The sequence below is a fragment of the Candidatus Nitrospira nitrificans genome (assembly GCF_001458775.1).
Lineage (GTDB): Bacteria > Nitrospirota > Nitrospiria > Nitrospirales > Nitrospiraceae > Nitrospira_D > Nitrospira_D nitrificans.
Map to the genome: position 1 here is coordinate 107,956 of NZ_CZPZ01000035.1, position 26,473 is coordinate 134,428.

Annotated in this window: 23 protein-coding genes; 4 read left to right on the plus strand and 19 right to left on the minus strand. The window is 56.6% G+C overall.

What is annotated here, in order from left to right; all coding sequences use genetic code 11:
• Window positions 1–3 precede the first annotated feature (3 nt).
• From COMA2_RS18565 to treZ, 4 genes are all read right to left on the minus strand, one after another.
• Complete coding sequence (locus COMA2_RS18565; protein WP_090902006.1) at window positions 4–1,755, minus strand: thiamine pyrophosphate-dependent enzyme; 1,752 nt, start codon at window positions 1,753–1,755, stop codon at window positions 4–6.
• 132 nt (window positions 1,756–1,887) lie between these two features.
• Window positions 1,888–2,610, minus strand: a complete 723-nt coding sequence (locus tag COMA2_RS18570; protein ID WP_090902009.1) for a DUF72 domain-containing protein — start codon at window positions 2,608–2,610, stop codon at window positions 1,888–1,890.
• Between the two features lie 39 nt (window positions 2,611–2,649).
• On the minus strand, window positions 2,650–4,695 hold the full coding sequence (locus COMA2_RS18575) for an amylo-alpha-1,6-glucosidase (RefSeq protein WP_090902011.1): 2,046 nt from the start codon (window positions 4,693–4,695) through the stop codon (window positions 2,650–2,652).
• Complete coding sequence (treZ, locus tag COMA2_RS18580) at window positions 4,688–6,628, minus strand: malto-oligosyltrehalose trehalohydrolase (protein ID WP_342672630.1); 1,941 nt, start codon at window positions 6,626–6,628, stop codon at window positions 4,688–4,690. The genes COMA2_RS18575 and treZ overlap by 8 nt, the downstream gene beginning before the upstream one ends.
• A 184-nt stretch (window positions 6,629–6,812) precedes the next feature.
• Here treZ and glgX point away from each other — a divergent pair, with 184 nt between their 5' ends.
• Together glgX and COMA2_RS18590 are read left to right on the plus strand one after the other, a co-directional pair.
• Window positions 6,813–8,954 (plus strand): glycogen debranching protein GlgX, encoded by a 2,142-nt coding sequence (gene glgX, locus COMA2_RS18585; RefSeq protein WP_175304725.1) that lies wholly within the window; start codon window positions 6,813–6,815, stop codon window positions 8,952–8,954.
• Window positions 8,955–9,033: 79 nt separating this feature from the next.
• Window positions 9,034–9,570: a hypothetical protein gene (locus tag COMA2_RS18590; protein WP_090902018.1), complete on the plus strand. Its 537-nt coding sequence runs from the start codon at window positions 9,034–9,036 to the stop codon at window positions 9,568–9,570.
• A gap of 228 nt (window positions 9,571–9,798) precedes the next feature.
• Here COMA2_RS18590 and COMA2_RS18595 read toward each other — a convergent pair whose 3' ends face one another.
• Window positions 9,799–10,146 (minus strand): hypothetical protein, encoded by a 348-nt coding sequence (locus COMA2_RS18595; protein ID WP_090902021.1) that lies wholly within the window; start codon window positions 10,144–10,146, stop codon window positions 9,799–9,801.
• 590 nt (window positions 10,147–10,736) lie between these two features.
• On the opposite strand from COMA2_RS18595, the gene COMA2_RS18600 reads away from it, so the two are divergent.
• Window positions 10,737–11,222, plus strand: coding sequence for a universal stress protein (locus COMA2_RS18600; protein ID WP_090902024.1), 486 nt, complete (start codon window positions 10,737–10,739; stop codon window positions 11,220–11,222).
• Between the two features lie 241 nt (window positions 11,223–11,463).
• On the plus strand, window positions 11,464–11,847 hold the full coding sequence (locus COMA2_RS18605; protein WP_090902029.1) for a hypothetical protein: 384 nt from the start codon (window positions 11,464–11,466) through the stop codon (window positions 11,845–11,847).
• Between the two features lie 159 nt (window positions 11,848–12,006).
• On the opposite strand, the gene COMA2_RS18610 is transcribed toward COMA2_RS18605, so the two are convergent.
• The 14 genes from COMA2_RS18610 to COMA2_RS18680 all read right to left on the minus strand — a co-directional run bounded on the left by COMA2_RS18610 (window position 12,007) and on the right by COMA2_RS18680 (window position 26,456).
• A complete protein-coding gene (locus tag COMA2_RS18610) occupies window positions 12,007–12,993 on the minus strand; it encodes a hypothetical protein (RefSeq protein ID WP_090902031.1) in 987 nt (328 codons plus the stop codon).
• A 5-nt stretch (window positions 12,994–12,998) separates the two neighbouring features.
• The gene (ku, locus tag COMA2_RS18615; RefSeq protein ID WP_090902034.1) at window positions 12,999–13,865 is read right to left on the minus strand and encodes a non-homologous end joining protein Ku; all 867 of its coding nucleotides are present in this window, start codon (window positions 13,863–13,865) and stop codon (window positions 12,999–13,001) included.
• 6 nt (window positions 13,866–13,871) lie between these two features.
• Window positions 13,872–14,864 (minus strand): YihY/virulence factor BrkB family protein, encoded by a 993-nt coding sequence (locus COMA2_RS18620; RefSeq protein WP_090902039.1) that lies wholly within the window; start codon window positions 14,862–14,864, stop codon window positions 13,872–13,874.
• Window positions 14,865–14,956: 92 nt separating this feature from the next.
• Entirely contained in the window at window positions 14,957–15,517 is a 561-nt protein-coding gene (locus COMA2_RS18625; protein ID WP_090902041.1) for a mechanosensitive ion channel family protein, read from the minus strand.
• 233 nt (window positions 15,518–15,750) lie between these two features.
• Window positions 15,751–16,494: a hypothetical protein gene (locus COMA2_RS18630; RefSeq protein WP_139077490.1), complete on the minus strand. Its 744-nt coding sequence runs from the start codon at window positions 16,492–16,494 to the stop codon at window positions 15,751–15,753.
• Window positions 16,458–16,886 (minus strand): phage holin family protein, encoded by a 429-nt coding sequence (locus tag COMA2_RS18635; RefSeq protein WP_175304726.1) that lies wholly within the window; start codon window positions 16,884–16,886, stop codon window positions 16,458–16,460. Before COMA2_RS18635 ends, COMA2_RS18630 begins: the two co-directional genes overlap by 37 nt.
• A 166-nt stretch (window positions 16,887–17,052) precedes the next feature.
• Entirely contained in the window at window positions 17,053–19,959 is a 2,907-nt protein-coding gene (gene treY / locus COMA2_RS18640; RefSeq protein WP_090902050.1) for a malto-oligosyltrehalose synthase, read from the minus strand.
• Window positions 19,956–21,191, minus strand: coding sequence for a glucose-1-phosphate adenylyltransferase (locus tag COMA2_RS18645; RefSeq protein WP_090902186.1), 1,236 nt, complete (start codon window positions 21,189–21,191; stop codon window positions 19,956–19,958). The genes treY and COMA2_RS18645 overlap by 4 nt, the downstream gene beginning before the upstream one ends.
• A gap of 103 nt (window positions 21,192–21,294) precedes the next feature.
• Entirely contained in the window at window positions 21,295–21,843 is a 549-nt protein-coding gene (locus COMA2_RS18650) for a gluconokinase (RefSeq protein WP_090902053.1), read from the minus strand.
• Window positions 21,844–22,153: 310 nt separating this feature from the next.
• Window positions 22,154–22,435, minus strand: coding sequence for a hypothetical protein (locus COMA2_RS18655; RefSeq protein ID WP_090902057.1), 282 nt, complete (start codon window positions 22,433–22,435; stop codon window positions 22,154–22,156).
• Window positions 22,436–23,010: 575 nt separating this feature from the next.
• Window positions 23,011–23,403 (minus strand): response regulator, encoded by a 393-nt coding sequence (locus COMA2_RS18660; RefSeq protein ID WP_175304727.1) that lies wholly within the window; start codon window positions 23,401–23,403, stop codon window positions 23,011–23,013.
• A 928-nt stretch (window positions 23,404–24,331) separates the two neighbouring features.
• Window positions 24,332–24,553, minus strand: a complete 222-nt coding sequence (locus COMA2_RS18665; protein WP_090902062.1) for a CsbD family protein — start codon at window positions 24,551–24,553, stop codon at window positions 24,332–24,334.
• A 44-nt stretch (window positions 24,554–24,597) separates the two neighbouring features.
• Entirely contained in the window at window positions 24,598–24,915 is a 318-nt protein-coding gene (locus COMA2_RS18670; protein WP_139077493.1) for a hypothetical protein, read from the minus strand.
• A gap of 239 nt (window positions 24,916–25,154) precedes the next feature.
• Window positions 25,155–26,456, minus strand: coding sequence for an ATP-binding response regulator (locus COMA2_RS18680; protein WP_090902071.1), 1,302 nt, complete (start codon window positions 26,454–26,456; stop codon window positions 25,155–25,157).
• Window positions 26,457–26,473: the final 17 nt, after the last annotated feature.

The window sequence follows — 26,473 nt, forward strand, 5'->3', positions numbered from 1 at the left end:
AGGTCAGATCACTTCACGGATCTTGTTCTCAATCACGGTCTTGATAATTTCCATCCTATCCTTCTGCCCACGCGCCATGGATTTTGTGAACTGCCATGCCTGGTCGGAGCTGATTTTCCCAGGCAACGGCGGTTCGTACGGATCGACCGTGGCTTCCACGACCGCCGGTCCCTCGTGCGCAAAAGCCTCACGCAGAACAGATCCCACCTGCGCTGGGTCATCGACGGTATATCCCTTTGCGCCACATGCTCGCGCGACAGCGGCAAAGTCAATCGGCTGCAAATCCACCCCGTGCTGGGGATTGCCCTCAAATGCGATCTGTTCCCACTTGATCATGCCGAATGAATTGTTTTTCATGACCACCACTTTGACGGGGAGACGATATTTCACGATGGTGGCGAGTTCGCCCATCAGCATCGTAAGCCCTCCATCACCGGCGAAACAGACGACCTGCCGTCCAGGATGCGCCACGGCCGCTCCGATGCTATAGGGCAATCCATTCGCCATCGTGGCCAACGTCCCGGATACCGAAAATTGCATGGTGCCCCGGATTTTGATGTGCCGCGCCGCCCATGTCGTGACGGTGCCCGTGTCGCAACAGATGATCGCATCGTCCGCCAGGACCTCATTCAGTTGATGGGCGACGACCTGGGGCTTCAATGGGGTGTCGGACCGTGTCCCCCGTTCCTCCATCAGCTGATTCCACTGTTTCATATGCCCCTGGGCCCGTTCGAGAAAACTCCGGTCTCGTTTAGACTGAAGGAGCGGAAGCAACGCTCGCAAGACATCCCAACATTGACCGACCAACCCCACCTCCACCGGATACCGCAATCCGATCCGGGCCGAATCGATGTCGATCTGTACGGCTCTCGCCTGTCCTGGTTTCGGATAGAATTCGAGATAGGGAAAACTGCTCCCCGCGATAATGAGCGTATCGCACGCTTCCATCGCATCCTGGGACGGGGCCGTACCCAATAATCCGATCCCGCCGGTCGTGTATGGATGATCGTCCGGCACGACCGCTTTGCCGAGTAACGGCTTGACGATCGGGGCGCCAAGCAATTCCGCCAACGTGACGATCTCCTGGCTCGCCGCCAGACTTCCACGGCCGGCCAAGATCACGATCTTCGTGCCGGCATGGATCAACGCGGCGGCGCGCTCGAGCTGCGCTTTCCCCGGGAGGGGCAATGCTTCGCTGTACAGGTCGCCGCTGTGATCAGGCACATTGGCCTTCGATCGAGCTCCGTCGGCAGGCCAATCCTGGATATCTTTTGGAATCGTGATGTGGGCGACCGTTCTCTTCGAAAGAGCTGTTTTGATGGCCTCATCCACCACGTTGCAGACATGCGCCGGTCCCATGACCCGCTCGCTGTACGAGGCGACATCACTGAAGACTCGTTCCAAAGACACATCTTGTTGATAATGGGTGCCGATGAGATCGTGAAACGTATGGCCCGTAATCGCCAAGACCGGCTGACCGTCGAATTTGGCATCGTACAGGCCGTTCAGGAGGTGGACCCCGCCTGGTCCTGATGTCGCGAGGCAGACTCCCAGCTTCCGAGCGAACTTCGCATAGCCGCATGCGGCGAGCGCCGCGGCTTCCTCATGTCGCACTTGAATGAGCCTGATCTCGTCGCGATGGGTCCGCAATGCTTCGTAAATGCCGTTGATGCCGTCTCCGGGCAGGGCGAAGATGGTGTCGACCTTCCAGGCGATCAAGCGCTCGACCAGCAAGTCGGCAACTGTGTGTGTCATAAAGTAAGGCCTTTCACCATAGGAGATCTGAAGACCAGGTTGAGCGGAAGAGGCCGTGCCTCGCTTTTCACAGCCGGCCGATCACTACGTGATCGATGTATACGGCATGACGTCCACCATCTCTCTACACGATCAATGAGCAAGCAACCGTTTGAGCTCGCTCGCGTTTTGCACGGCGTAACCAGCCTCGTCGTTGTCGAAATAGACGTATGCAGCCGACAGTTGTTGACTCCACCGATCGAGCCGGCGAGCCCACGCTCGCATCGCAGCCGATGAATACTTGCCTTGATACCGCCGCTCCGGTCCGTGCAGGCGCACATAGGCGAAGTCGGCCGTGACGACCATCGGCGTTCGAAATCCCCCCAGCTCATAGAGACAGAAGGCTGCGTTGTGATGCCGCAACGTTCGATACACAGCCGAGGAATGCCAGCTCGCGTCTCGGAATTCGAAACTGTAGCGATACCCCGGCGGCAAGGCTTCGAGAAACGCGGTCAGACGTTCGACGTTGCAGTGCCAACGAGGCGGCAATTGAAACAGGATCGGCCCCAATTTGTGTCCAAGCCGATCGATCAACGGCATGAATCGTTCGAGAATCGTATCGGGATCCGTCAATTTCTTTCGATGCGTAATGAACCGGCTCCCCTTGACGGAGAAACGGAAATTGTCCGGAGTCGTCCTGCCCCAGGTCTCCAAGATGCCTGCCGTCGGGAGATGGTAGAAACTATTGTTGATTTCAACGGAATCGAAGTCTCTGACATAGAACTTCAACATGTGGGCAGACGGCAGCTTTTCAGGGTAGTAGGGCCCTCGCCAATGTCGGTAGTGCCACCCCGATGTTCCAATCCGAAGTTCCATTCGAGCCTCGAGTCGGTACGCTTCTTTCCTCCGCCCGCCTCACGCGTCTTCGGGCTGTTGTTTGGTCTTTTGATACGCTCGCAGCACCTCGGCGACACTCCAGGCCTGCGCGATACAGCCTCGGGGCGCATACGGCGGTTCGGCATCGAATATTTCACTGATCGTTCCGAGGCCGTCCTCGCTCAAATGGGCTCGGAATCCGTCCAACAGCCGGCGAGCCTCGACCCGGTCCAGACCGGCCTTCAACCACGCGTCGATGTAAGGACCGATGAGCCATGCCCACACCGTGCCTTGGTGATAGGCGGCGTCGCGGGCTCTCAAATCTCCGAAGTACATGGATTTATAGTCACGATGCCCCGGCGCCAGGGTTCTCAGACCGAACGGTGTCAGAAGCTTGTCGCGGACGACGGAAAGGACCTGTGTCCAGCGGTCCTTGTTCAAGATCGGATGACGCAATGAAACCGTCAGCACCTGGTTGGGCCGAAGGCTGGCGTCATCGCCGGACTCTCCGTCAATGACGTCGTACAGGTACCCGCCGGCTTCGTACCAGAACCGGCCGTTGAACGAATCTTCGATCTGTTTCGCCATCCCCTGCCAGCGTTCGGGACGGTCTCCCGCCGCTTCCGCCCATTGCCCCATCAAGCACACCGCGTTGTGCCAGAGCGCTTGAACCTCCACCGGCTTACCTCGCCGCGGCGTCACGATCCAACCGTCTACTTGGGCATCCATCCAGGTCAGCGCATGCCCGTCGGCTCCGGACCGCATCAATCCATCCCGTGGATCCATACCGATGCCGAAGCGCGTCCCATTCACATGATGTTCCATGACCTGGACCAATGCCGGGTACAGGGCCACCATTGTGTCTCGATCGTTCGTGACTTCGTAGTAACGATCCAATGCATGGAAGTACCATAGGGTCGCATCCACCGTATGATAGAGCCCGGTTCGCTCGCCTTCCGGAAACAGGTTGGGAATCAAGCCGTCACGGATATACCGCGCGAAGGTGAGCAAAATGGCTCGCGCTTCACGGTGTCGATTCGTGGAAAGCGTCAGCCCTTCCAGACTGATCATCGTGTCCCGGCCCCAGTCGGTAAACCAGTGGTATCCCGCCATCACGGTGCGCGCGACATCGGCGGAGGCTTCCGCCAGCGCCTGTTCTTCCCGACGGCTGCCCGGGAAGACGATAAACTGATCCGCTGCCAGACCGAGAAGCAGCTCGAACTCTTCTTTCTCTCCCGGCCATTGCGACATCCACTTCTGCAACCGATCGCGCTCGCCGGAAAGTACGGCATCCGAGCCGCGCTCAAGCATCTCCCACGGCTCCATGCTGGCCACGAACGCCACGGAGCGGTCTTGTTCCAACTCGATCGAAAAATAGCCTGGGCTGAACAAGTTCTCGACGTGCGGCGATCCTCGGTCACGGTCCACCCGATAGGAAATCTCCGTGCTGATCGTATGATCGGCGATAAATACGCCGCCCTCCGGCCGAAGACACAATTTCATGGCCGGCACTCCGTCGCAAAGATGCACCTCATAACATCCGCCCACGATCGTGAGTGGAAACGGAGATTGGCGAGCCTCGCTCAAAGGAGCATCCGGCCTGCGAAAGGTCACAAAGGGGCGTAGTCTTAATCTGAGCGGATCGCCTGCCTCCAGGCGATACTCCACATATACGGAATTCTGACCGTAGGGCATGATGATCCGTTTACTCAGTCGGCGCCCGTGAAACGCATACTGCCAAGTCGGGGTTTGCCACTCCCGGCGAAACTCCGTGAGGTATCGCGGCAAATCTGAATCAAGCCTTCCGTCCGCATGCTCGGCTCCGCTCAATATCACACGTGTATCGCCGATCTCGGCTTCGTCGTCGAGTCGGGGGACCACGATGGTGCGTCCTCTCGGAGACGGCAAGTCGGGCACAAACACACCATGGTACCGGCGGGTGGCCACATTCATCAGGGAACCGGATGCGTACCCGCCCAATCCGTTGGTGACCAACCATTCGCGGGACAGCAACTTCATCACATCTTCATCGGAACGCCAGGGGACGACGATGGTCGGCGAGGGCGCGCGGCATACCTCATCCATGCTCGCCCTCTTGGGCTAGTGCGGCGACGCCCGATTCCGCTCGAAAGAGCCAAGCCGATTCCGATGGGATATGCCATCCTTGTTCCGTGAGCGGATTAGGCGCGCCCGGACCTCCGTAGCGGGGATCGTCGCTTGACCACATCAACCGCCAATCCCCGTTTGATTGTGGAGCGAGCAAGGGCTCGGGGGCAGGCACGTAGTGGAGATCTGGTCCAAGATTGAGAAGTAAAAGACGATCACAACCATCGGCTTCAAAGTACCGTAGTGCCAATGCCTGGGGACCCAATACCGCGCCATCCACCCGTGCTCGATCCTGAGAGGAGATCACGATGTCTTCGCGGCGAAGACGCAAGAGATCATAATGGAGGCGATACACAGGAGCCTGGGTGTCATCATCGGTAAAGTTCAACTTCGATCGCTCGAATGTCATGGAATCATTTGGATCCGAGATGGCCTGTTGGGCGTCCCGAGTGGCATAACTCGGAAACTGACTGAGGAACGTTTTGCGCCCCTGAAACACCTGGGAGCCGATCTCCTCTCCCGCATAATCGACGAAAAATTGGAAGGGGTTCGATACCCCCGATTCTTGCCCCATGAAGAGCATCGGCGTTTGCGGAGCCAAAAGAAGAAGCGCAAGGAGCGCGCGATACCGTCCCGGACTCGTTTGCAGATGCAATCGTTCGCCGTGCACGCTGTTACCGACTTGATCATGGTTTTGAAGATAAAAGACAAAGCCGTTGGCCGGTTCGTCCTTCACCGTCGTGCCTCGCGGCTTGCGTTGCCAGTCGTACCGCTGCCCTTGATACAAGAAGCAGCGCTTCAGCAACGAAATCAGTTCCTGTGGACTACCATGGTAGTCCGTGTAATAGGCTTCTCTCCGGCCGGTCGCCGCCACCCGACAGGCATGATGGAAATCGTCGCTCCAGACAGCGTCCAACCCCCACCCCCCTTGCTCCACCGGCTGAATGGCGCGAATCTCCTGACTCTCGCACTCTCCGATCAGTATCACGGTTCGTGGTTGCGCCACCTGCCGGACTCGTTGAGAGATCTCTCCTAGAATGTGTGTCTCGCTGAAATCATGAATGGCCTGGGTGGCGTCGAGTCGCAATCCGTCGAGATGGAATTCGTGAATCCAATAGCACGCATTATCGACAAAAAATCGTCGCACCTCCCGGGATCCTGGCCCGTCAAAGTTGATCGCCTGTCCCCATTCATTGGGGTGACGATCCGTGAGATACTCGTCGCTGAAGCTGGGAATATAGTTCCCGTCCGGGCCGAAATGGTTGTACACCACGTCGAGAATCACGCCCAAGCCCCGTCGATGAGCCGCGTCGACGAATCGCCTGAAGGCGTGATGGTTGCCATAGACATGAGCCGGGGCAAACAGGTCCACGCCGTCATATCCCCAGTTCCACCGCCCTGGAAATTCCGCCACGGGCATCACTTCCAAGAGAGTCACGCCCAAGCTCTTGAGCCCGTCCAATTTCTCAATCGCCGCATCGAACGTGCCTTCCCGTGTGAACGCTCCGATATGCATTTCATACACCACCTGTCCCTGCATACGGACGCCTTCCCATTCTTGATCGGTCCATTCGTATTCAGACGGATCGACGATGAGCGACGGGCCATGTGGCCCCTCAGGCTGGAATCTTGAACAGGGATCGGGAAGGGCTATTCCCCCGTCCATTCGATAACGATATGTCATTCCTGCTTGGGCATCGGCCACCTGTCCTGAAAAGTATCCCCTCGCCTCTTTGGTTAACGGACAGACGCGGTTATCCGGCAGCAGCACGTCCACATCCGTCGCCTTGGGGGCCCACACTCTGAAATGCACGCCATTCTGCTCGACAGTAGCCCCTAGCATCATTCGCCATGGACTGACATTCGACCGGTGTGAATCAGCACTGCCTGCCACAGTCATACTTGATTGCATCGATCCGCCCCGAAACCGCCGTATCGTGGTGTCGCCAGCATACCCCCTGTTGGATATCAAACCTCCACCAGGTCCCGTACTGGGGAACCCACTAGTTTCAATCGAACCTTCCACACGTTACACGTACTGACTACGTACCTGATCGTGGACAGATCCGCGGCAGGAGCCTTTGGAGGATACCCGTATGCGAATCTGGCCTGGCAGTCCCTATCCTCTCGGAGCGACATGGGATGGACAAGGGGTGAATTTCGCGATCTTCTCTGAAAACGCCACCAAGGTTGAACTGTGTCTGTATAACGAACCGCAGGACACCCAACCCATCGCGTGTATCCCGATCGAGGAACGGACCGACGAGGTCTGGCATCTCTATTTACCCGAGGGGATGCCCGGACAGTATTATGGCTATCGCGTCCATGGCCCCTATGATCCGGCGCAAGGCCATCGCTTTAATCCCGCCAAGGTCCTCCTTGATCCCTATGCCAAGGCCCTATCGGGAACCATCCATTGGTCGGATGAAATGTTCGGGTATCCCATCGGCCATGAGAATGCGGATCTCGAGCGTGACGATCGTGACAATACGGCCTTTATCCCCAAAAGCGTCGTGGTGGACACGGCCTTCACGTGGGGCAACGACCGCCTCCTGCGCACGGCCTGGGATCGGACGGTGATTTATGAAGTTCACGTCAAGGGGTTGACCGCTAGGCATCCGGACGTGCCGGAATCGCAGCGTGGAACATACCTTGGCTTGACCTCACCGGTCATTTTGGATCATTTCAAGCAGCTGGGCATCACGGCGGTTGAGCTGCTTCCCGTCCAACATTTCGTCAGCGATCGGTACTTGACGGATAAACATCTCAGCAATTATTGGGGCTACAACTCCATAGGGTTTTTTGCGCCGGATATCCGGTACGCATCGGCGCACACGCACGGTCGCCATATCCGTGAATTTAAGACGATGGTGAAGACCCTTCACAATGAAGGGATCGAGGTGATTTTGGACGTGGTGTACAACCATACGGCCGAGGGCAATCAGCTGGGCCCGACTCTCTGCTTCCGGGGCATCGATAACGCCGCGTACTACCGATTGGTCGATAACGACAAGCGGTACTACATGGATTACACGGGCACGGGAAACACCTTGAATATGAATCACCCGCGAGTCCTCCAGCTCATCATGGACAGCCTTCGATACTGGGTGCAGGAGATGCACGTGGACGGCTTTCGGTTCGATTTGGCCTCCACGCTCGCGCGCGAGCTTCATGACGTCAACCGCCTCGGCACGTTTTTCGACATCATCCATCAGGATCCCGTGCTGTCCCAGGTCAAGCTCATTGCGGAGCCATGGGACTTGGCGTCCGGCGGATATCAAGTCGGCAACTTCCCATTGGGCTGGGCGGAATGGAACGATCGTTATCGAGACACGATTCGTCGGTATTGGAAAGGAGACGGAGGACAAGTCGCCGAGTTGGGTTATCGATTAACAGGGAGCAGCGACTTGTATGAACAAAGCGGCAAACGCCCCTATGCGAGCATTAACTTCGTGACGGCACACGACGGTTTCACATTGAAAGATCTGGTTTCCTACAATCAGAAGCACAACGAAGCCAACCAAGAAGAGAACCGCGACGGCAGCGACAATAACAACAGCTGGAATTGCGGGGCTGAAGGCGGCACGGAGAATCCTGATATTTTGGCCCTTCGAGAGCGGCAAAAGCGCAATCTCATGGCGACCCTTTTTCTCTCTCAGGGAGTTCCCATGCTCTGTGGAGGAGACGAGATCGGGCGGACTCAACAGGGGAACAACAATGCGTACTGTCAGGACAACGAGACCAGCTGGTTCGACTGGAAGCTCCACAAAAGTGCACGGGAGTTCTTGTCGTTTACGCGGCAGTTAATCCGCCTTCGCAGGGAACATCCGGTGCTCCGGCGCCGTCTGTTTTTTCAGGGGCAACGTATCCATCGTTCGGAAGTGAAGGATATCGAGTGGTTCAAACCCGACGGCCAGGGAATGACTGATCAGGACTGGCATGGCGATCATGCGCGATGCTTGGGGGTCCGGCTGGCGGGAGATGCCATAAAGGAGAAGGATTACAAAGGCCAACCTATCACGGGAGACACGCTCCTGATTCTCTTGAATGCTCATCACGAAGCCGTTCCTTTTATACTGCCCGCGCATCGCAGCGGGGTTCGATGGGAACCTATATTAGACACGGCCATCCAAGAGATCGATGAGAATGGGGACGAGTATCGCCAATTCCACGGTGGAGAACCTTACAATCTTCAAGCGCGATCCCTGGCAGTGCTCCGGTTGAGACGGAAACATTAGGGCTGGTCCGAGTGATTCGGAATCATCATCATGTGTTTTGGCATGTGTTGTAGATAGATGCATGGAAAGGAGATCGCCAATGGTAATCAATCTTCTGCGTGACGGAATCTTTGCGCTGATGGTCGTCGTGCTAGGAGCATACACCGCACAGTCCGAAGAGACCGCTCCACTTCACCGAAGCCTTCAAGGCACCGTCGTCGAGAAAGGCGGCGCTCTTGCCGTGAAGGTCCCCGACGGCACGGTCTACCAACTGAACACCAACCGATCGCTCCGGCATGGTCATAAGCCGCCGCAGCTGGGAGAGGAAGTGACGGTCGTCATCGATGAAAATAATGCGGTACTCGAAGTCCATCCGAAGGGAAGCAAGATGAATCATAGGTTTATAACCGGGGATATAGTGTCGGTAGGGCTTCGACAAGGAACGATCACCTTGAAGACGGCGAAAGGGGAACAGTCTTTTCCTTTGGAGAAACGGGAAATGTCGGCATCGGTACGGGATGGATCGACGGTGACGGTAGAAATCAATGAAGCGGGAAGTGTCATTGACGTACATCCTGAAGAGCACCGGCAGCTGGATCCCAACGAGAAAAGCACGCCGATCAACCGATCGCATTAGCTGAACGCTCCGGCAGGGCGCCGGAACCGTTTTCGGACGCATCCCGCATCCGATACCGACTACCGGCGCCCATGCTCGGGTTTGCAATTCCGATTGCGGCAGCGTGGCAGGCGAGATTCTCAGCATGACAACCATTCACTTCGCCGCGCCCTTCGCACGCATGGAGAGAATGGCCCGGTCCGGGAGAAACCTCTTTCAAACTATGCGGCCGGCGCAGCGCGCTATGAATCATGAATCACGAATCATGCGGTGCTTATTGATATTCACTGTTCCGTTTCGATGTAGAATATCGGTTATCTCGTTCATGACACTATCATTTGCCCTGACACTCATCACTGTTCCCCCCTGACGGACATCGTCCTGATCCAGAGCCTGATTGGAGGGACCGAACACGAGGGTCTCATAGAGCTTTTCCCAATAGTCTATCGTCGAGGCCTCGCTTCCTCCCATGAGCTGAACACCCGTCCGATCATAGATCTCGATATCGATGGTGGGAATCTGTAGAGCCATTATTTCCGATCTCGCCTGCTCCGCCTGCACCAGATCCTCGAATACTCCTATAACCGTACTGTCCATCACTAATCTCCTTTCGTGAGGAGGATTATGCGTCCGAGGTGGCGAACGATTCGAGCGCGCGTCCTTCGCAACAGCCAAAGCAACGGTTATGCCCTGCATTCTCTTTACTCGAACCTGCATACTGAGCCCACAGCCCCCTCGGAAGCGCATTTCATTCGGCAAGGTTGATAACGCGCGTGAACGATGCCAGACAGATTGTCGGCATCAGGACAATCTGTCTGGTGAGAGTGATACGATCTTCAGAAAGAACAAAAGACCCGCTTGTCCAGGGCATCACGTCCAGATCAGCACGTCCGCAGACTGAATATGAAGGGGGACCGCAGTCCCGATATGCTCCTGCCCTTTCCTCTATCTGCTCTCGCTTTTCTTATCTTAGGGACTTTCCGAGTATCGGATGACAGAGAGCCGCGGTATCGTATGATCAGAACAAGCAATGGAAACATTGTGAAGGCATAACGGAAACGTTATCCACGCATAATGTAAAAATTGCGTGTTCGAAGGCTCCGTCCTTGAAAAGGGGCGGAGCCTTTCAAGGACCGCACAGCAGTCCACATGTCACTCATCGAGAAGGGCATAGGTTTGAGGCCGGGATGCGGCTTCTACTAGCCATCGACGACTCCGAAAATGCCCAACGTACCGTCCGGTACGTGGGAACACTCCTGAAAAGCACTCCGGATATCGCTTTGACGCTGTTTCATGTGTTGAAGCCGATGCCGCGCGCGCTGTTGGAACACGGAGGTTCGGAGGATCCAGTCATCGAAGCACAATTGAGCGCCCACTTGCGCGAAGATCGGGAAGCCTGGCTCCGGAAGGAAAGGGAAACCGAATGCCCGATCCTGCTGAAAGCCTGCGAGACGCTGGCGCAATCCGGGTTTGATACGAGCGGCGTGACCGTGAAGTTCGGTCATGAGGACGATGTCGCCGCGAATATTCTCGACGAGGCGCGAAGCGGACGACACGACACGATCGTGATGGGCGGCCACGGGATGTCTCGCGTCACGCGGATGTTCGGGGGCGGTGTCACCAATCGATTACTACGCGACGCGAAGGGGTTTACGATTTGGATTGTCGAATAGCGATGGCGCGCGAATTCATCATCGAACCAAGACATTCATTCCCTATGCGGACAGATTGCCTTGCCTCGCGAAGCGCTTCTGAAACCGTGCGCCGCAATTGAATTTTCGAAACCCTTCAGTCTTCACGTATCTAGATGCATTACCATGCAGGAGGTAACGGCATACCCTTTGCACTCTTGTCTTACGGTCGCGCGACGATGGGTGTACTTCACATCTTGGTGCAATCGAAACGGAGGTTACAATGATGAGAGGAGCGTTGATATTGGCAGGACTGCTTGGCCTGGGCGCGATGTCCGCCTATGCCGCGGCAGACATCGAATTGAAGACAGTGGACAAGGCTTGTTGGGCCGAGATTTACGAGGATACCGGTTTTGACCTGAAAGATCCGCATGTCAAAATCCAAGGCCCTGCGCAGATCGCGACATTGAAGGATTACAGCGGCCGAAACTGGAGTAATGAGATTCAAAGCATTGTCGTGGGCCCCAATGCACACCTCAAGGCCTATTCGGATAAGGATTTCAAAGGAACAGAGTTGGAATTGACGCCGAATAAGCGAGCCAACGACTTGAGTGAGTTGAATATGGGCGATGAAATTGAGTCGTTGAAGATCACCTGCGGTGGGTGACCCACCGCAGGACTATCCGCAGGGCTGGATCCGGCAATGAGTGGGGAGGAGAGTCAGGTCTTGCCGGACCTGCTCCTCCCATGGTCCACTTCGTCATATCCGCTTCGTCATATCGAAATCATTATGGATCTGTCCAACCGTCAGAAACTTCAGTATCCGTTATTCTTCCATCGCCTGCCTGATCAGCACTTCACGCAACAGGGTTTCTAGGTCTTGATGCATAAGTTGGATACTCGATTCCAACTGTTGCAGCATGGCCTCCCGCCTGTGTAAATCTTCCGCGTCGTAGAGCCCCCCACGACCAAAGATCAAAGATTCACGTTCTTGTTCTCGTCTGGAACCAGACTCGCCAAGTCGACTCTCCTCCCGCCATGCTTGGAGCAGCACATCGCGCAAACTATGTCCTTCCAGGTCACGCATATCCGGTTGAGTCAGAAACCGCCAGACCCGCGGCGGAAAATAATCATTGTTTTGTGCGCCCTCCAGAAGGGCTTCGAGATGATTGCGTGGGTGGCTGAACTCTTGCCGCACTTTTGCAAAGTTCGCGGATGTCCCGAACAGGACCTCCAGCCCTCCTCCCACGACTGTAACGATATGCGCCGTATCCCCTGCTCCGGTTGCCGACCCTACCCCCCCGGTGATCACGTTCGTCACACCTCCGAACACCACTGCGAGGATGGTTTGGAAAGTGGTCCGCTTGGTTTGCGCCTGTTTGAGTCGATCCTGCACCTCGTCCGCCCTTTGAGTTTCACATTCGATTTCCGCCACCAAGCTGGACACTTCCATGGTTGCCAGCTGAATCCTCGTTGTCAGCTTTCGGCGTGCCCGATCAATCTCCGTGGGATGTATCGACTCATTCTCCAGTCGCGCCAGTCGGTTGAGCAGCGGAAGCTCGTCGAGGATCTCCGCGATGTGTATCGCGATGGGACTGTACAATTTGGCGGCTTCGCCGTCGGTGATTATTTCTTCCTTTGCGGGAACAGGATCGACGTCGCTGACCGGGATGGTTTTCAGGTTTGAACCGACCGGTGTGCAACGACGGTCAAAACTGTAAGTCGCCTTGACCGGCGGGAGCGTCGTGGCGCAGCCACCGTTGAAAAACGCCGAACAGGCTGAGAGCAGGCACGCAAAGGGAACCGCTCTCATGCGCCTCACGCGATCGCGCGGCGAGGCCGGCGTTTCCGGTGGGAATGCTTTCGCTCCAATGATCGGCGTCCTTCGCCTTTCGTCTCCACGCTCCGTTTTAGGAGCGCCATCAAATCGATGATCTCACCTTTGGTGGACTGCTTTTTCTCCTTTTCCGGCGGGGTGACTATTTCAGTCCGACCGGTTTTGATGCGCTTCTCGATGAGCGCCATCAGATCTTCATGGTAGGTGTCATGGAATGCTTCCGGCTTCCAGACCTCATCCATCTCCTCCACCAGGCGGCGAGCCATTTCGACTTCCCGCTCTTTCACACCGACTGTTTTGAGAGTGCCCGCGGGCGCTTCTATCTCGCCCACCGCTCGCAGTTCATTGGCATAACGCAGTGTGTTCAACACGATGACGTCGCCGACCGGGATCAACGCGGCGACATATTGCCTGGTTCGGATCACCACGTTGGCGATGCCGACCCTTCCTGTCTGCGTCAAGGTCTCGCGCAACAGCGCATAGCCTTTGTACCCCCGTTTGTCGGGCCCAAGATAGTACGGCGTCTCGAAATACATGGGCGCGATTTGCTCTTGCTTGACGAAGCACAGGATATTGATCGTCTGTGTCGCTTCCACATTGGCCCTTTTGAAGTCCTCCTCCGTCAGCACCACATACCGATCTTTCTCGTATTCATAGCCTTTGACGATCTCGTCCCATTGGACGTCCTTGCCCGTTTCTTTGTTGTATCGTTTGAATCCCACGGGCGTCATCGTGCGACGATCAAGCATGGTGAGGTCGAAGCTGTTGCGTTCCTCGGCGGAATAGAGCTCGACCGGGATATGCACAAGTCCGAAACTGATGGCGCCTTTCCAGAGGACGCGAGACATGGCCTGTCATCCCCTCGTCATTCGGGACTCATCGCTCGCGCAGAGGCTGTCCTCCTCCGTTTCGCGACCGGCATTCGCTATCCGGGCGGCCGCCGAGCGCGGCCCTTCGGTCGCGGCCTGTCGTATTTCAGCGTTGATCTCCCCCCCGATCAGAAGAACGACGCCGCTCCAATACAACCACAGCATCATCACGATCGTTCCCGCAAGCGACCCATAGACCTTGTTATAGTGGCCGAAATTGTCGACGTACAATTTGAACCCGAGGGACACAAGAAGCCACATCGCCACCGCGAACACGGAGCCAGGGGAAAACCATTGCCAATTCAGTTCGATATCGGGACACACATAGTAGACGACGGCGACGGCGACGAGCATCAAACTCACGACGACCGGCCATTGCAGCACGGACCAAGCCCAGCTGAATGCCGTGCCCAGCCCGACGAAGGCGGCGAGCCATTCTCCGAGCGGTCCGCCGTAAAGAATCAGCGACATCGAAAGAATAAGAAACACGGCCAGCCCGATCGTCAAAAGAATCGCGGTCAACCGGACTCGCCAGAACGGCCGCGAATCTTCCTTGACGTTGTAGACCACATTCAGAGCTTCCATGATGGCGGTAACCCCGCTCGACGACGCCCACAATGCGCCCAGTCCCCCGAGCGAAACGATATCAGCGCCACTGCCCTCCGCCACCTGATCCAGGAAGCGCTCAACCATGGACAGAGCATCCTCGGGTAGGACCGTGCGGAGATAATTCATCAATTCGGGCATGTAACTTTGCACGGAGAGCAAACCCATCGCCGCCGTGAGGACGATCAAGGCGGGAAACAATGCCAGCAGGACGTAATAGGACAGTTGGGCGGCGCGGCCCAGCACTTCGTCCTTTTGGCTCTGCTGCCAGAGCCGATGACCCAATTCCGTCAATGTCAGACCGCCAAGCTTCCATGGATTGTAGTTCGACGAGGGACCGGAGAGAGATGTATCGGCGGTGGTGGAGCTCATACGTAGCCTTCAAGCGGGGAAAGCCATCGCGTCAAGAGAAGCGTTCCGGACAAGACCGATTGCGTCCGTATCCATTACCATGTTCCAGCAATTTACGACGGCGCGAGCGGTTGTTGCTGGAGATCGGTTTTTACCGGACCATCCGCCTGTAGCCCGATCGTATTCGTAATCATCATCGAGTTAGGAATAAGAAACGCTTTCCCCTCCTTCTCCAGTCGCGTGTACCGCAAGTCGATATCCGTCACAATGCCTTCCATCCCGGCCACAGTGATTCGGTCATGGATCGAAAAGGGTCGATACAGCAGAATCAAAATGCCGGAGACCAAATTCGACAGAATATCTTTCAACCCAAAACCCAATGCAAATCCCGTGAGTCCCAATCCGGCAACGAGGGCGGAGACATTGATGCCCATCGTGCCCAGCGCCGTGACTCCCCCCAACAACACCATTCCAAAGGACAGCGTCCGTCCGATGACCTTGAGAACATATCCTGTGTTGAAGTCAGCCCGTCGACCGAGACGGACAAACAGATTCCACGCGAGGAGGCTTCCCAGCCAGAAGCCGAGAAACACGAACACGCCGACGGTGAACTTGGGCACCCAGAGAATGATCTGGCCCGCCAACTCTTGGAGTGAATGGTTGAAAAGTTGCATGGTCGATAACGAGCATCAGGGGAATTCCCTTCCCCACAGATGCTTTTCGTCGACGGTGTTGAAACTGCGCCGTCATGAGCACTCCTGATCCGGCGAAGGCCATCACGGTATATGCACAGCCGACACACAGCGTACCGCCGCGACATGCCCTGTTCTCGAATAGGCCGGCGCATTCACCTAATGAGTCTAGAGGCTGCCCTCCGGCATTCGCACACCTTCGCCGTCGGATGACTTCATCGGCCTCTCGGCTGATGTTGCCTGCTCTGATCGCGGCCTGCATCGGTCAATTGCTCCATGAACGAAACCAACGATTGGCCGGCGATGTGCACCATGTCCTGAGCAAAGGAACGCCCTATTTGCAGAGCAGCCTGTTGCAGGCGCACTCGCTCCTGGGTTAAATCGTCCTTCAAACCGTGCAAGAATGTCGACAACTGCCGGGGGAGCGAGAATGAATTGTCCTCGCCGTCGTTTTTCTTGATCTCGCGGTTCGGATTCGACTGACGCGCGTGAGTCGAATGCGGCTCGCCACTCCCCCTCCGCCGTGCATCCTCGCTCTGTGGCATGACGTCCGCGCCCTCGGCTCGAGGAGGAAAGTAAGGATAGACTCCCGATCTTCCCTTCCGTGGCACACCGTCCGCGTCCCCAGCGTGGGGATAGTAGGGATAGACACCTGATCTTCTATGTGGTTTCTGTTGTGTCATCCAGATCGCCAGCAGGCCGATCGCTATCACACCCCCCGCAATGACCGGGGGCCGCCGCCCCAGCATTTCAATGGGACTGAGCCGGCCTCTGCTCGACGTCATCCACTCCATGGCCTTGTTTTTGGCGGCTTCCATGGTATTCATGGCGTTCTCCCTCGCGCCTCGCGCCGTATCTTCCACCCGTTGCTCCAGAGACTGCACTTTGTCCATGAGAGCCATACGGGTGCGTATGATACTTTTTAGGTCTTCCTCGACGTCATGTTCTCTTTGATCCATTGTATGTTTTCCTTCATCGAAAAAATGGTCCGACGCGGGATCGGTTCCACGCTTCCGGCCAATGCCTGAGCCTTCATCACACAGGCGAGGCCGATAGCGGCGAGAATGAAGCCGATCAGCCCGTAACTGGCCCATAGAGGCAACGCGAGCCACTCGTGCAACCCATGGACCAGCATGAGGAACAGAAAGATTCCCCCTACGCCTGACAGTGCAACCCCTACTCCAAATCCTGAGGCGGCACGGCCTACTTTGGACACCTCCAATTTGACTTCGTCTCGCAGAAGCTGTGCTTCCTGTTGCATAAGAGACTTGAAGTCGTGCAGGATCCCGTTAAATAGATCCATCAAACCCACACGTCGTGGTGGAGTCGTCTGCTCAGATGTCTGATTCATAATCACCTCATCTCGTTCTATGTTTACACTACCGTTTGGCATCGGAGCCCCCAACTGGGATCGTCCCTAGCTCTTGGAAGCACACCATGACGAGTGGATTGCAACTACAAACCATGGAGTGAGACATTTTCCCGCACAGGCCGTCTACTCCCAGCCAGTGTCTCTATCAGGAGAGTCTCTCGAGGAGCGCGATAGGGCAGTGCTGGAAGACTTTTGCCAGGGGCAGGACCCACCGGCCACGTACCGATTCGGTGATCACAATCTCCCCGGTGAAAAGATGACGAAACTCGCTTGGCCCCGGCCAAGGCGGGGCGGCGATACAACTGCCCTCCCACACGGCCTCCCCGATCGGAGTCTGTTGCGAATCAGGGTTCAGCACGGCCACAAGCCGGGGCACCACCGCGACGAGCGCTTTCCCCTCTTGAATGCGAGCGAAGGCGCAAACATGCTGTCTTTTATTTCCGTCACACTCCAACGGCTGATATTCGCCGCGCTGGAACAGTTCCGGTCGGAGACGTCGACAGTCCAAACCCATCATCGAGATATAGAGCTTGATTCGCCCGTCATGGGCTTGTTCGAACAAAGACTGAACGAAGCGCGCGCGGTTCCAGCCCAATTGCTCGACCGTCCGCCGCAGCTGCTCGATCATCGTCGTTCGGATATGATAGTCGACGGCGCTACGATTGTCGGGATCGACCAGGTGGAGGCTCCACAACTCCGTTCCCTGAAAAAAGTCCGGAATGCCGGGCGCCGTCATTTTCAGGAGAAGCTGCGAGAGCGAATTGTACAGCCCATACCGAGCGACACGCGCCTGGAACGGAAGAAAATCCTCCAGGAACCGATTCGTCTTCGTGCGATCCAACACCGCCTCGACGAAGCCTTGCAACGCGTGATCATACGTCGGATTAGGATTGATCCAACTTGTATGCACCTTGGCCTCGTTCGCCGCCTTCCGCATGTACCGTTGCACTCGTGCACAGAAACTGCGGTACGCGCCGTCGTTCATCGGTTCGAACGGCCATATGCCGATGAGTGTCTGGTAGAACAAATACTCGTCGTTCGGGTCCGGCAGGACTTCGCCTTCGGTTTCACGCCGGTGCCGCCGATTCAAACGCTTCCAGCGTCTGACGCGCATGTTCCACTCTCGCGGCAGCTCGGACAGCACATTGATCCGAGCCCTCGCATCTTCGCTCCGCTTGGTATCATGCGTTGAGGAGGCGGAGAGGGCATAGGGCCACCGCACCTGCCGGTCGCGCATGCGTTTATGAAAGTCTTCCACCGGCATTCCGAAATGCTCCGGATCTCCGCCCACTTCATTGAGTGAAACCAGTCGGTGATAGCGATAGAACGCCGTGTCCTCCATGCCTTTCGCCGTCACCGGACTCGTCGTCTGCTGAAACTTCATGACGAACCGGATTTGGTTGTCGGAGTCGTCCGTATTGCGAGCGTCACGTTGTTTCAAAAGAATCGACCGAACGAAATCGAACACCTGCCCGCTGATGGCCGGATTTCGTCGCTTCGCCTGCGCCACCGCCATATGGATGTAGGAGGCATCCCGTTCGGTCACGGGATCCGGTCCTTCGGTCACATAGGTCCGATATACCGAAAAACAGGCGATGATCTCTCGGATGGCATGCGTGAGATTGTTCAGCGTGAAGTCGCGCGACCGCCGGTCTCGCTCCGAAATGTGGTTGAGTTGGTTGCCGAGGACGTTGAGCTCGCTGGCCATCGACGCGCGCATGATCAATTGCTTGCAGCCGTAGGCGAGGTCCGCGTAGGACACTTCGCGACCCAGCGCTTTCGAATAGAGATCAGTGAACAACTTCTCATGCATGCACGCGACGAACAGACCGTTGACCTGATTCAGGAAGTCGTAACCGGTCGTGCCCTGTATCGGCCAGTCCGGCAGCGGCTCCTCTCGGCCGAGGATCTTTTCCACGACGATGTAGAACGGCGTGGAACCATCCTCCTGCTTGAGTCTCGTCAGCTCTCGCAGCCGCGCGAGGTATCGCCCAGGATCATAGAGCCCATCCACGTGATCGATACGACATCCGCGCACCACGCCGTCGCTCACCAGCTGGAACAACAGTCGGTGAGCTTCCTGGAACACCGTTTCGTCTTCCATTCGAATCGCGGCCAGCTCGTTGATGTCGAAGAACCTGCGATAATTGATCTCCTCGGACGCCACCTTCCATGACGCGAGACGATACACTTGATCGTTGAGCAACGCATCGAGCTGGTCGAAGCTTTCCGAGCGACCCTTCTCTCCATTGAACAACCTCACGTTCTCCATCACGAAGGCGCGAATACCCTCGTCCTCCTCCATCAACGCGGCCAAACGTTTTTTGATGATTTCTTTTTCGCGATACCGTTCCGCAACCCGTTCGAGCTCCCGCTCATCGCGACTCGGCAAGTTCCTGATCGCCGTGAGGATGCTTTGCAATTCCAACACCGGCATCGTCGGCTCGCTCTTCTCGATCACACACTCCAACCGATACGAAAGAAGATTGGCCCACGACTTCGGAGCCAACGGCAAACGATAGTCCTGGCACTGCAAGAAGAAGGCGCCGTCCTCATACACGACCTGCATGTCCTGTTCTTCCAGGACAGCGCCGTACTGATCCGGCAAGATGGGCAGCAATACTTTATCCGTCAATTCTCGCTTGATCGGATGCCAATCGATGTCGAACGCAGAGGCATAGCGAGAACTCGGACCGTTTTCCAACACATCGAACCACCATCGATTCAACGCTTTGGTGATGCCCATATGGTTCGGGACGACGTCAAGAATCACACCCATTCCATGCGATTTCACGGCGGCAATGAATTCCGCGAACTCTTCATCGGTGCCGAGCTCGGGATTCAGAACGGTAGGATCGATTACGTCGTACCCGTGATCGCTGCCGGGAACGGCCTTGCTGATCGGAGACAGGTAACAGTCCGAGATTCCCAAGACGTGGAGATAGGGAACGATCGCGCGGGCATCGTTGAAGGTGAAGCCACGGTGGAGTTGCAGGCGGTAGGTCGCGCGAGGAAATGATCCAGGCCGACATTCCCCTGCTGTGGTCGTCATGATACGCGCGCGGCTTCGACTTCCAGAACGGATGAATGCGGCAGCACGACGAGCCCCTCCGTCGCATACTGAAACCTCGCGCGATCATGCGCCGGATCGTACCCGAGGCGACTGTGCGGCGGGATCACGCTGCGTCGATCAGCGATGACGCGACGGAGGCGCGCATGCGAGCCGATCCGCACATCATCCAAGATAATACATTCTTCCAGTCGAGCCCCCCGATCGATACGAACCCCTCGTCCGATGATCGAGCGGCGAATGTCCGCGTCGACGCAATGGCTGGCTTGCCCGATCATTGACTCATCCGTGGAGGTGCGCACAAGGGATGCCATCGGACCGTCATAACAACCGGAAAAAATCGGCCATGCGCGGTTACGAAGGTCGAAAGCCGGCGCGCTTCCAAGCAGATCCATGTTCGCCTTCCAATAGGCGTCCAGAGTTCCGACATCTCGCCAATAGGCCTGTTCTTCGTACGGCTGAAGATCGGGGATCTCGGTTTTCCGAAAGTCATAGACCTGCACGCGATGATCGGCCAATAGTTCCGGCACGATGTTACGCCCAAAATCGTGGGTCCCCGGTCTGGATGCGTCACGCACCAGCATCGGGATAAGCGTCTCGGTCTTGAATAGGTAATTCCCCATGGACGATAGGGCGAACCCCGGCCGATCCCGCATCGGCTTTGGGGCGGCAGGTTTTTCTTCAAACCCGATCATACGGCCGCTCGTGTCCGCTTCAACAATGCCGAAGCCGCTCGCCTCCGTTATCGGAACGGGCAAGGCCGCGACCGTCGCATCCGCGTCGGTTTCGAGGTGATACCGTATCATCCGGCCGACATCCATCCGGTAAATATGATCGGCGCCGAAGACGGCAATCACGTCGGGGGCGAAGTCGGCGATGAGATTCAGGTTTTGATAGACGGCGTCTGCCGTGCCCTCATACCAGCCGTCCCGAGCCCGCATTTGAGGAGGGACGACGCTCACAAAACTATCCTGCGCGCGACCACCGATCTGCCACGCCGCTCGAAGGTGTTCGATCAGCGATTGCGAACGATACTGCACGAGGACATGGAGGGCCGTGATGCCGGAGTTGATGAAGTTGCTCAGGACAAAGTCGATGATTCGATAGGTGCCGCCGAACGGAACCGCGGGTTTGCTGCGAGCTTCAGTGAGAGGAAGAAGGCGTTGGCCTTTTCCTCCTGCCATGATCATGGCTAGTGTTCGGACCTGGCGCATCGAACCTACCATAGTCAGGAGACGTGTTTTCTAACACTCGTGAAATCCCTAGTGACATGTCAAAACATCCGAGCCCCATGGGGCCCAACGCCTAGGAACCCGGCTATTCATGAGATACCCTTTGCGCCGGACTACATCCTTGCGATATCAGCTGCCTTCGCAGCCCACTCACGATATCACGTGGTTTCCGCGCGGCATTCACCACGATGGCATCATCCCTCGGCTCCTCAAGCGCAGCGAACTGAGACTGGAGCAAGTCCGGATTCATGAAATGTCCCGTTCGTTGCCGGAGCCGGCGCTCGACCAGAGCAGGTTTGACCTTGAGATACACAAACATGACCCTGTCGGCGATGCGCAGATGCCGACGATACGATCGCTTCAAGGCTGAACAGGCAAGGATCATGGAATGATGTTCCGTCAGGCAGTGCTTGATGGTCCGCCGCAACCGATTGAGCCATGGCCATCGATCCCGATCCGTGAGGGGGATACCTCGTTGGAGTTTAGCGCGATTCTTCCGCCCGAGAAAATCATCGGCATCGTAAAACGTCCAGCGAAGCGATTTCGCCAAAGCAGCCCCGATCCGCGATTTCCCTGATCCGGAGACTCCGAATACAACAACAACGCATGTTCCAGCAGCGGCGCCACGAGGCATTTCCGATTCCGCTCCTTGCACAAAACGACCGACTTGTTGGCCGAGGAAAAGGCGAAAGAGAAGTCGGCTATGGGACTTCCTAGTACTCATCCTTAGAATCTGAATTACACTCTGTCTAAGAATTCACAAAGGAGGACACATGGGAAAAGCATTCATATTATGGCTGCTAGGCGTGCCCGGCATTCTTATCATTCTCTTGTGGGTGTCCGGAATCCTGAGGTAACACACGCCTTCGACAATCGAGCACCGGCTGTAAGACTGCGTTCCGCATGTGAATGCGGCTCCCTCGCTGCAAGCACACTTGAGGGTGTCATTGAATGCCGGGCGGCACGGTCGGAGCGTTCGTTCCAGGATCTTCCTGCTTCACTGCGGGAACATTATTACCGATAAGTTCCCCTGCTTTTTTAAGCGCAAGGGACTCAGCCGCATCACGACTGGTTGCTCCGTCTAACTCGAACCTCGTAGTCCGTTTATGATCTTGCTCTCCTGAGGACACGCTTCCTTCAACCGTCCAGTGACCTTTCGGCGACCGCCCGAAATGAACCGTCACTTTGCAACCGGCGATCATGAAGGTCTTGGTTTCTTCGGACATCACAATACTAGTTCGGCGGCGTTGCGCCTGGCGAAGGCACGGATGGTGGCGACGGAAACGACGGCTGCTTGGTTGTGGGAGCATCTTCGGGATGAATCGACATTTTTGGGTCAATAGGTGGCGGTGTGATCACTGACTCCGGATGTGGCTCCGTGGGAGGGGGAATGGCGATGCCCGGATCAATGCTTGGGCGCTGTTGAGCCGGAGGAACAGGAGTCGGAGCAGGATTCTGTTCGCGTTGTTCAGGCGGTGGAGGAGCCGGTATGACGTCAGCCGCGAAGACAGTCGATGACTCCCCGGCCGGGTATATGCAGAGTAAGAATGAGACGAGCAAAAATGATGAAAGGCAAAGTTCTCGTTGTTCCAAATGTTTCATAGGTTTACTGTAATTTACCTCGCTCTTTTCGCCACTAGGTAACCCCCTTGATCCTTCTTCTCTGTGAAATGAAGCGGCGAGATGCGTTGCGCGCCTAACGGAGCGGAATGGAAAACCCTACTCTCGATCGTTACGCGCAGCTTGAGCGGATCGTGAGTTCTGAAACGACGATGGCCGGGAGACGAGTATGAGTGTCCTCCTACGGTCCGGAAGGAGTTGCTCCTTTATCTCTTTCAGTTACCGCGGCATAGACCGCATCATACAACTGTTCGACTGCTACTTCCTTGCTCAGGAGGCGGGAGGCTCCCGCTCGCGTCATAGCCTCTTGATTGTCATCCGTCGCGTTCACTGATAACCCAATGACGATGGTCTCTGGAAAATATTCCGTAATCTTCGCGGTTGCCTCGATCCCATTCATCCTCGGCATATTGATGTCCATCAACACCACTTGAGGCCGTAACTCGCTGACAAGCTTCACCGCCTCCATTCCATCCCGCGCCTCTCCGACCACCTCAATATCTTCATAGGCATCCAGCACAGAACGCAAGCCTTGCCGCATCATCGCATAATCATCCACGACTAATAGCTGCACGATGTTCATCTCTTTTAGTATGACCACCGGAGTCATCAGCGTTGAGTGCCGTTGACGCTCTGAATGTCGCCCACGGCCCCCTCAGCACTCCTGGTCCATGGAGACCGACAAGGCGGTAGTCTCTTCTCTCGGAGCGGAGTCCATGCTACACGAGCCACTTATAGTCCGCATCCGGTCCTAAATCTATATAGACCATATTGGAGAGAAACCGCGCTACTAGGAAGTTCCAGAGCAGCAGCGCAACCGAAACCCAGTCCTTCAATGCACTGCGCCGCCCTCATGGAGCAAACGTTGAGCGTTCGAGCGTCGCGAGAGCGCGCTCGGACTTCGTCAACAGCCCGCGAGCAGGGCCGCCGAGAAGAGCCACGGTTATCGATGTAGCGGCCCTTTACCGAGTCTCACGTATCGTGGCCTCACGTATCGTGATCTGAGCATGGATGTAACAGCCGTCCGGTTTTTCAGGATGGTGGGATCGACCACATCTCCACACTGCACGCAGCGAGAGGCGACAGGGAGTCCGCCGTCGCGCGTCATGAATCCATTGCATCGTCTGCACCGGCTAAGCCGCCGTTGCATAAAGTCGTGGATGTACGGAGTATATTCCAGGTTCTTGTATTCCGTGAGTTCCCTCTCTGCGTTCGTCCGTCTGGTCTCTCTGTTCGCACGGAGAGCGGTTTCCATGAGGTCTCCTTTCAGCGCCTGTTGCGGCTTCGTCCTGACCTTTCCGTACGTACTTTAATATTATCTTGTGTGTCGAGAACCTCGGAGATTCCCTAGTCGAACCCGGGCCGCGGCTACAAAGGCCGGCCTTCGATTACCGCTTGAACTGTTCTTTATTTCCGAGGGGACAACGGCGGGGAGGCAATAGGGCAGCATCTGACAGTCCCCCGGACCCCAGTGCTGTTCAGCAGCGGGATCCGCCTGACGATTATCGCTGCGAGCCGGACTGGGTCTTTTGCCGGTCGAACCACTCATTGGTCCACTTCAGCACATCTTCCTTCTTGTCACCGTAGCGCTCCTGCACGCGTCCGACGAACTTGTCGTAGTTGCCTGCCGCTTCCGTCATATCGTCATCCGTGAGCCGGCCCCATTGACGTTTAACCTCTCCCTTGAACTGAGTCCACGTCCCTTTGAATTGTTCTGCGTTCATGTTCACCTCCGGCTATAGGCTTTATCGCGCGCTCTTGGATGCTGCTAGTCCGATTCACGCTGAATCGTCGTGGCATAGCCGTCTTCCGAGACGTAGGCCTTGACCTGGTCCCCGACTGCCACGCGATCCATCTTGGTGTGGTCATCGACCCTGACACGTTGTGTTTCCCCATCGCTTTGCCGAATGGACACATACTTGGCCCCGACCTCATGAACCCGCCCGGTGACCGCGTCCTGTTTGACACGCTCCGCCAAGGTCGGGGATGCGGCGCGCCGTTCCGCCGCTGTTTGGCTGCACCCGAGCGCGGCGGCCGATAGCGCGATTGTCGCCACGAGCGCCATATGAAAAAGTTTGTGTCTCATGGTCTATGCCTCCTCGTTGTCTATAAGATTGTAGACCGAATGGGCAATTGTTCCCCTCTGGGAAAGACCCTAAGTCAGAGTCGCGCGATACCGATGGACGCCACGTGTCTTGGCGTAGGTATTGATCTCGGCCTTTATAAGCGGCAGGCGAGTGGAGTCTATTTTAGGAAAGACCTGTTTGCTTGTCGTTATGGCCAGGTGGGATCTAGTCGAAAGAAAGACGCTCCGTGAAAGCCCGGTTACATTGCCAGCGGATGACACATCGTGAGGGCATCGTGCAACTCGTCCGCCGCGGCATCTTTTGAAATGAAGGCCGCCGCGGCATCTTTTGAAATGAAGGCCGCCGCGCCGGCGGCCTTCATGGCATCGATGATGGGTATCGAATTATTGACCGAAAGACCGATCACGATCGTCGAGGGGTGCCTGTCCTTGATTCGTTTTGTGGCTTCGATCCCATCCATCTTCGGCATATTAACGTCCATGATGATCACATCGGGAACGCACTCGTCGACCATGGAGACGGCCTCCACTCCGTTGCATGCCTCTCCCACGATGGACACATCCTGAAATCCTTCGAGAATCGCGCGCAGACCCTGGCGAACCAGAGCGTGGTCGTCCGCCAGGAGGACCCGATGCACGTCGCGTATCTTCTGAGCGGAGGTGTCCGGCGATCGACTGCCTGTAGTCGCCGCCCGCGCATGCGGTGATTGCAAAGTCTTGGCCAGCGGCAGTCCTAACGCAAGCGTGGTGCCTCTGCCGGGAGCGCTCTCCACCTGAAACGATCCACCCATGGCCTCCATGCGTTCCCGGATGCTCATGAGGCCAAAATGCTCGCCTGGTGTCCTCTTGTCGATCGCAACAGGGTCGAAGCCTCGGCCCTGATCCGTAATGTAAATGTGCAGCACATCACTCGATTCCAGCGTGAGCGCAATCGTGACCTGGGAGGTCTGCGCATGCTTCACGACATTGAGCACCAGCTCACGGACGGCTCGGTACAAAAACAGCGCCTGATCCTCGGACACGATCACAGGTTCCGGCGGCAACTGGATGTCGACGGTGATCGACAATTGTGTTGAGAGCTGTTCCGACATCCACTTGAGGGCGGCGAGGAATCCCAGGTCCTGCAAGACGGGGGGACTCAGTTCGGACATCAGCGTTCGAGTGTACGAGAGGGACTTGGAGAAGATGTCATTGATCTCATCGATCAGCATGACCAATGTCGCGTCGCTCAGCGCCTTGGGACGCGCCTGGCCGACCTTGAGACGTCCGATGACCATCAATTGGGCCAAATAATCGTGCAGTTCAGTGGCCAGGCGTTTGCGCTCGCGTTGTTCGGTCAATGTCAGCTCCGATGCCAGGACTCGCAGCAGCCGTTGCTTCCTCACCAATTCGTCGTTGAGATTCCGCTGATCGAGCCAGCGCTGTTCGGACGCGTCTGCTTCATGTTGGAACTGTAACGCCTTCAGCGTGAGTTGTTCGTTGGCCTCGCGGAGGAGATCGTCCGTCCGCCGCGGCTCGTCTGATCTCGTGTTATCCGACATAGCGTCCCCCTCAACCC

Bases quoted from the DNA above. Each gene is read 5' to 3' on its own strand.
- COMA2_RS18565 (WP_090902006.1), bottom strand. From the start codon at position 1,755: ATGACACACACAGTTGCCGACTTGCTGGTCGAGCGCTTGATCGCCTGG.
- COMA2_RS18570 (WP_090902009.1), bottom strand. From the start codon at position 2,610: ATGGAACTTCGGATTGGAACATCGGGGTGGCACTACCGACATTGGCGA.
- COMA2_RS18575 (WP_090902011.1), bottom strand. From the start codon at position 4,695: ATGGATGAGGTATGCCGCGCGCCCTCGCCGACCATCGTCGTCCCCTGG.
- treZ (WP_342672630.1), bottom strand. From the start codon at position 6,628: ATGCAATCAAGTATGACTGTGGCAGGCAGTGCTGATTCACACCGGTCG.
- glgX (WP_175304725.1), top strand. From the start codon at position 6,813: ATGCGAATCTGGCCTGGCAGTCCCTATCCTCTCGGAGCGACATGGGAT.
- COMA2_RS18590 (WP_090902018.1), top strand. From the start codon at position 9,034: ATGGTAATCAATCTTCTGCGTGACGGAATCTTTGCGCTGATGGTCGTC.
- COMA2_RS18595 (WP_090902021.1), bottom strand. From the start codon at position 10,146: ATGGACAGTACGGTTATAGGAGTATTCGAGGATCTGGTGCAGGCGGAG.
- COMA2_RS18600 (WP_090902024.1), top strand. From the start codon at position 10,737: ATGCGGCTTCTACTAGCCATCGACGACTCCGAAAATGCCCAACGTACC.
- COMA2_RS18605 (WP_090902029.1), top strand. From the start codon at position 11,464: ATGATGAGAGGAGCGTTGATATTGGCAGGACTGCTTGGCCTGGGCGCG.
- COMA2_RS18610 (WP_090902031.1), bottom strand. From the start codon at position 12,993: ATGAGAGCGGTTCCCTTTGCGTGCCTGCTCTCAGCCTGTTCGGCGTTT.
- ku (WP_090902034.1), bottom strand. From the start codon at position 13,865: ATGTCTCGCGTCCTCTGGAAAGGCGCCATCAGTTTCGGACTTGTGCAT.
- COMA2_RS18620 (WP_090902039.1), bottom strand. From the start codon at position 14,864: ATGAGCTCCACCACCGCCGATACATCTCTCTCCGGTCCCTCGTCGAAC.
- COMA2_RS18625 (WP_090902041.1), bottom strand. From the start codon at position 15,517: ATGCAACTTTTCAACCATTCACTCCAAGAGTTGGCGGGCCAGATCATT.
- COMA2_RS18630 (WP_139077490.1), bottom strand. From the start codon at position 16,494: ATGGATCAAAGAGAACATGACGTCGAGGAAGACCTAAAAAGTATCATA.
- COMA2_RS18635 (WP_175304726.1), bottom strand. From the start codon at position 16,886: ATGAATCAGACATCTGAGCAGACGACTCCACCACGACGTGTGGGTTTG.
- treY (WP_090902050.1), bottom strand. From the start codon at position 19,959: ATGACGACCACAGCAGGGGAATGTCGGCCTGGATCATTTCCTCGCGCG.
- COMA2_RS18645 (WP_090902186.1), bottom strand. From the start codon at position 21,191: ATGCGCCAGGTCCGAACACTAGCCATGATCATGGCAGGAGGAAAAGGC.
- COMA2_RS18650 (WP_090902053.1), bottom strand. From the start codon at position 21,843: ATGCCTCGTGGCGCCGCTGCTGGAACATGCGTTGTTGTTGTATTCGGA.
- COMA2_RS18655 (WP_090902057.1), bottom strand. From the start codon at position 22,435: ATGTCCGAAGAAACCAAGACCTTCATGATCGCCGGTTGCAAAGTGACG.
- COMA2_RS18665 (WP_090902062.1), bottom strand. From the start codon at position 24,553: ATGAACGCAGAACAATTCAAAGGGACGTGGACTCAGTTCAAGGGAGAG.
- COMA2_RS18670 (WP_139077493.1), bottom strand. From the start codon at position 24,915: ATGAGACACAAACTTTTTCATATGGCGCTCGTGGCGACAATCGCGCTA.
- COMA2_RS18680 (WP_090902071.1), bottom strand. From the start codon at position 26,456: ATGTCGGATAACACGAGATCAGACGAGCCGCGGCGGACGGACGATCTC.